Source organism: Longimicrobium sp. (assembly GCF_036554565.1).
Taxonomy (GTDB): Bacteria; Gemmatimonadota; Gemmatimonadetes; order Longimicrobiales; family Longimicrobiaceae; genus Longimicrobium.
The window spans coordinates 1-4,484 of the sequence record NZ_DATBNB010000121.1; the positions used below are offsets into that span (position 1 = coordinate 1).

General features: G+C 68.9%; 6 protein-coding genes. All 6 read left to right on the forward strand.

The window, feature by feature from the left end:
• A partial coding sequence (locus VIB55_RS03280; protein ID WP_331875237.1) for a helix-turn-helix domain-containing protein occupies positions 1-539 on the forward strand: 539 nt, incomplete at its 5' end.
• A complete protein-coding gene (locus tag VIB55_RS03285; RefSeq protein ID WP_331875238.1) occupies positions 536-736 on the forward strand; it encodes a hypothetical protein in 201 nt (66 codons plus the stop codon). The genes VIB55_RS03280 and VIB55_RS03285, both read left to right, overlap by 4 nt.
• A 12-nt stretch (positions 737-748) precedes the next feature.
• Positions 749-907, forward strand: coding sequence for a hypothetical protein (locus VIB55_RS03290; protein WP_331875239.1), 159 nt, complete (start codon positions 749-751; stop codon positions 905-907).
• Positions 908-1,087: 180 nt separating this feature from the next.
• Entirely contained in the window at positions 1,088-2,587 is a 1,500-nt protein-coding gene (locus tag VIB55_RS03295) for an aldehyde dehydrogenase family protein (protein WP_331875240.1), read from the forward strand.
• 245 nt (positions 2,588-2,832) lie between these two features.
• Positions 2,833-3,774 (forward strand): SDR family NAD(P)-dependent oxidoreductase, encoded by a 942-nt coding sequence (locus VIB55_RS03300; protein WP_331875241.1) that lies wholly within the window; start codon positions 2,833-2,835, stop codon positions 3,772-3,774.
• Between the two features lie 8 nt (positions 3,775-3,782).
• Entirely contained in the window at positions 3,783-4,412 is a 630-nt protein-coding gene (locus tag VIB55_RS03305) for a hypothetical protein (protein ID WP_331875242.1), read from the forward strand.
• Positions 4,413-4,484: the final 72 nt, after the last annotated feature.

A 4,484-nucleotide genomic window follows, 5' to 3' on the forward strand; every position in this document is an offset into this window, starting at 1 on the left:
TGTTGGCGGCGACCAACAAGGACCTGGAAGAGGAGATCAAGGGCGGCCGGTTCCGCGAAGACCTGTACTACCGGCTGAACGTGATCCCGCTGCACGTTCCGCCACTCCGCGAACGGCGCGAAGACATCGCCATGCTGGTGCGCCACTTCGTGGAGTCGTACTCCCGCGAGGCCAACCTGCGCCCCAAGCCGATCAGCGACGACGCGCTGGACCGCATGCAGCGCATGGACTGGCCGGGCAACGTCCGCGAGCTGCGCAACACGGTGGAGCGCCTGCTGATCCTGGCCTCCGGCGCATCCATCACCGCGGACGACGTGGAGCTGCTGGTGGGCGGCAAGATGAAGGGCGGCGCGCTCTCCGGGGACCTGCTGGGCTGCGCCACCTTCGCCGAGTTCAAGGAAGCGGCCGAGCGCGCGTTCATCGTGCAGAAGCTGCGCGAGAACGACTGGAACGTGTCGGAGACGGCGCGCATTCTCGACATGCCGCGCTCCAACCTCTACAAGAAGATCGAGCGCTACGAACTGGTCCGCGAGGGATGAGGGACGCCGGGTTCGGCGCGTGGGCGCTGCTGGCGCTCGCGTGGATGGTGGGCACGTTCGGCGGGGGATGGGTGCTCGCCTGGCTGTACAAGCGCCTGTACCCGGGCCTGGCGTTCTACAAGCTCTGGGCGGCCTGGTCGGCGCTCCTCGGCGGCATCGTGGCGTTGATGTTCGCCTTCGGCTTCATCCGATTGTAGGATCTGAGCGGAATGACCAGGCTGCTGGGCTTCATCGGGATGACGGCGGGTGGGTGGCTCGGGTGGGCGGCGGGCGAGCGCTTCTCGTTCTTTGCGGCGTTCATCCTGAGCATGGTCGGGACGGGGCTGGGGCTGTACTACGGCGTAAAGATCGCGCGCGAGCGTTTCTGACGGGCCTGGCCGGAACGACTTTGCGTGCGCCTAACGCGGGCTCCGCCACATGGCGGAGCCCGCTCGTCGTTAGCGAGGCCGGCGTGTTCCGTTGCCTCCGTTGCCCGGGGGGTTAGATTGGGCGGCTTCCAGCACCCGGCTCGCAGGCAGCCGCTCAACCCGTTCCACGCGATCACCAGCATGGCGGACAAGCACAAGAACTTCATCGGCGGCCAGTGGGTGGAGCCGTCTTCCGGCGATTACTTCGAGAACCGCAACCCCGCGAAGCAGTCGGACCTGATCGGCCTGTTCCCGCGCAGCACGCGCGAGGACCTGGACCGCGCCGTCCGCGCCGCCAAGTCGGGGTTCGAGGAGTGGCGCCGCACCCCGGCCCCCGCCCGCGGCGACGTGCTCCGCAAGGTGGGGGACCTGCTGAGCACGCGGAAGGACGAGATCGCTCGCGCGGCCACCCGTGAGATGGGCAAGACGCTCACGGAAACGCGCGGCGACGTGCAGGAGGGCATCGACACGGCCTACTACGCCGGCGTGGAGGGACGCCGCCTGTTCGGCCACACCGTGCCCTCGGAGCTGCGCAACAAGTGGGCGATGAGCTATCGCCGCCCCATCGGCGTATGCGGGCTGATCACCCCCTTCAACTTCCCGCTGGCCATCCCCACGTGGAAGATGTTCCCTGCGCTCGTCTGCGGGAACAGCGTGATCATCAAGCCGGCGGAGGACACGCCGCACACCGTGCAGCTGCTCGTCGAAGTGCTGGAAGAGGCCGGCATCCCCGCGGGCGTCGTGAACCTGGTGCACGGCCTGGGCGAGGAGATCGGCGCGGCCATCGTGGAGCACCCGGACATCCCGGTGATCTCGTTCACGGGGTCCACGGACATCGGCTCGGTGATCGGCCAGCAGTGCGGGCGCATGCACAAGCGCCTGTCGCTGGAAATGGGCGGCAAGAACGCGCAGATCGTCATGGACGACGCCGAGCTCGATCTCGCGCTGGAGGGCGTGCTGTGGGGCGCGTTCGGCACCACGGGTCAGCGGTGCACAGCCACGTCGCGCCTGCTGCTTCACGACCGCATTCACGACCAGCTGCTGGAGCGGCTGATCGAGCGCGCCAAGAAGCTGAAGCTGGGCTACGGCCTGGACGAGGGCGTCGACGTGGGCCCGCTCATCCACGAGGCCTCGCGCAAGAAGGTGCAGGAGTACGTGGAGATAGGGAAGACGGAGGGAACGCTCGTGCTGGGCGGCGAAGTCCCGACCGGGAATGGCCTGGATGATGGATTCTTCTTCCAGCCGACCATCTTCACCGACATCAAGCCCGGCTCGCGGATGGCGACGGAGGAGATCTTCGGGCCGGTGCTTTCGGTGATCCGCTTCTCGGACCTGGACGAGGCGATCCAGATCAACAACGAGGTGAAGTACGGCCTCAGCTCGTCGCTCTACACGCGCGACACCGTGTCGGCGTTCCGCGCGTTCCAGGAGATGGACAACGGCATCACCTACGTCAACGCGCCCACGATCGGCGCCGAGGCGCACCTTCCGTTCGGTGGCGTGAAGCAGACGGGCAACGGCCACCGCGAGGGCGGCTGGGAGGTCTACGAGTTCTACTCCGAGACCAAGGTCTGCTACCTGGACTACTCCGGAAAGCTGCAGCGCGCCCAGATCGACAACTACGACGCGTCGCCGTACTGACGCGGTAGGAACCAGGAACAGGATCGCCCGCCTTCGCTTCCATGCGAGGGCGGGCGATCCGTTTTGTGCCGTCCGTGGCGGCATCTGTCGCCAGCGCCGTTGCCCCGGGGCAGCGGCCGGATACGCCGCCGTCGAGGGCGCAGTTTTTGCCCCCGGCGAGAGTGTCTGCGCCTTGCCCCGTGGGGTAGTCCGGGCGTAGAATCCGTACGCACCCCACGCCTCGCACCCGCCACCCCGGTCGCCGGATGCACCCTCCCCATCCCGTCCAGGACGACCCGCATAACCTGCCGGCAGAGGCGTCCTATCCGTCACTTCCCAGCATTCCGGGTGGCATCATCCGCGTTCCCGCCGAGGCGGAGGCCGTGGACGAATTCCTCGAGGGCCTCAACGAGGAAACGCAGCCCAAGTCGCTGAACTACGGGATGAGCATGCGCGGGCGCACCGCCATCGTCACGGGCGGTGCCTCGGGCATCGGGCGGGCGATTGCGCTGGAGTTTGCGCGCCATGGGGTGAACGTCGCCTTCAACTGGTATTCGTACGACGGCGGTGTGGGGATGGAGGAAGAAGCCGAGCAGACGGAGCGCGACCTGCGCCAGCTGGAGGTGCGCGTGCACTGCGAGCCCTGCGACGTGCGCGACTCCGACGAGGTGAACCGGTTCGTCAAGAACGTGCAGGAGGAGTTCGGGCGGGTTCACATCCTGGTGAACAACGCGGGGATCGCGCGCGACCGCGCGCTGTGGCGGCTGACGGACGAGCAGTGGAGCTCGGTGCTGGACACCAACCTGACGGGCGCGTTCCACATGATCCGCGCGCTGGCACCCACCTTTCGCCGGCACCACGACGGCAAGATCGTCAACGTGTCGTCGGTGCACGGCATCCGCAGCGAGTTCGGCCTGGCCAACTACAGCGCCTCCAAGGCGGGGCTGCTCGGCCTCACCCGCTCGGCGGCGCTGGAACTGGGGCCCAGCAACGTGAACGTGAACGCCGTGGCACCGGGGTACATCCGCACCACGCGCCTGACCAACGGCGTGCCGGCGGAAATCCTGGATACCGCTCGCGAGCGCTCCGTCCTGGGCCGCCTGGGCGATCCGCAGGACGTGGCGAACGTCGTCGTCTTTCTCTGCTCCGAGTACGCGCGCCACATCACCGGCACCGTCATTCCCGTCGACGGGGGACACCTGCTTTGATCCGATCGATGTCCGATTTTCCCCGCCGCGCCCGGGCCCGGCGGCTGGTCGTGCTCGCCGTCGCGTTCGCGCTCCCCGCGTGCGGCGGCAAGAAGCCGGCGCCCGCGGGTCCGCCGCCAGCCGTTTCCGTGGCGCCGATGGACCTGGGCGGGCAGCAGGTGGTGATCCTTCCCGTGCAGCAGTCCACGGGCGTAGGCTTCAACCGCGAGCAGATCACGGCCGAGATCGTGGCCGCGCTCCAGGCGCGCGACTCGGTCACGCAGTGGATCACCCCCGACCGGCTGCGCCATCTCCTGCGCCAGTCGCCCGGGTACGCGCCCGATCCGGCGGCGCTTCCCAACGACTCGTACCAGTCCCACGGCGAGCGGCGGGTGGCGGGCGCCCTGGCGGACCCGATCCGCCGCTACGCCGCGCTCACCCGGGCGCGGCTGGTGGTCATCACGCGAAGCGCGGTCGCCATCTCGGACAGCGCGGGAACGCGCGTGCGGCTGACGGCGGCGGTGGTGGACGCGCGGACGGGGCTGCTCGTGTGGTGGGGCGATGCGGACGGGCAGCCGGCCGCGCCGGACGACCGCGCGGGGATCGTCAGCGCCGCCGAGGCGTTGGCCCGGCGCATGGTGGTGGCGTACTCGCGGTGACGCGGGGCGCCCGCCAGGTTGTCAGGGCGAGCGCTCTCGGCACCAGGTCCGGGGGCGCTCGCATCCGTCTTG

Bases quoted from the DNA above. Each gene is read 5' to 3' on its own strand.
- VIB55_RS03305 (WP_331875242.1), top strand. From the start codon at position 3,783: ATGTCCGATTTTCCCCGCCGCGCCCGGGCCCGGCGGCTGGTCGTGCTC.
- VIB55_RS03295 (WP_331875240.1), top strand. From the start codon at position 1,088: ATGGCGGACAAGCACAAGAACTTCATCGGCGGCCAGTGGGTGGAGCCG.
- VIB55_RS03290 (WP_331875239.1), top strand. From the start codon at position 749: ATGACCAGGCTGCTGGGCTTCATCGGGATGACGGCGGGTGGGTGGCTC.
- VIB55_RS03285 (WP_331875238.1), top strand. From the start codon at position 536: ATGAGGGACGCCGGGTTCGGCGCGTGGGCGCTGCTGGCGCTCGCGTGG.
- VIB55_RS03300 (WP_331875241.1), top strand. From the start codon at position 2,833: ATGCACCCTCCCCATCCCGTCCAGGACGACCCGCATAACCTGCCGGCA.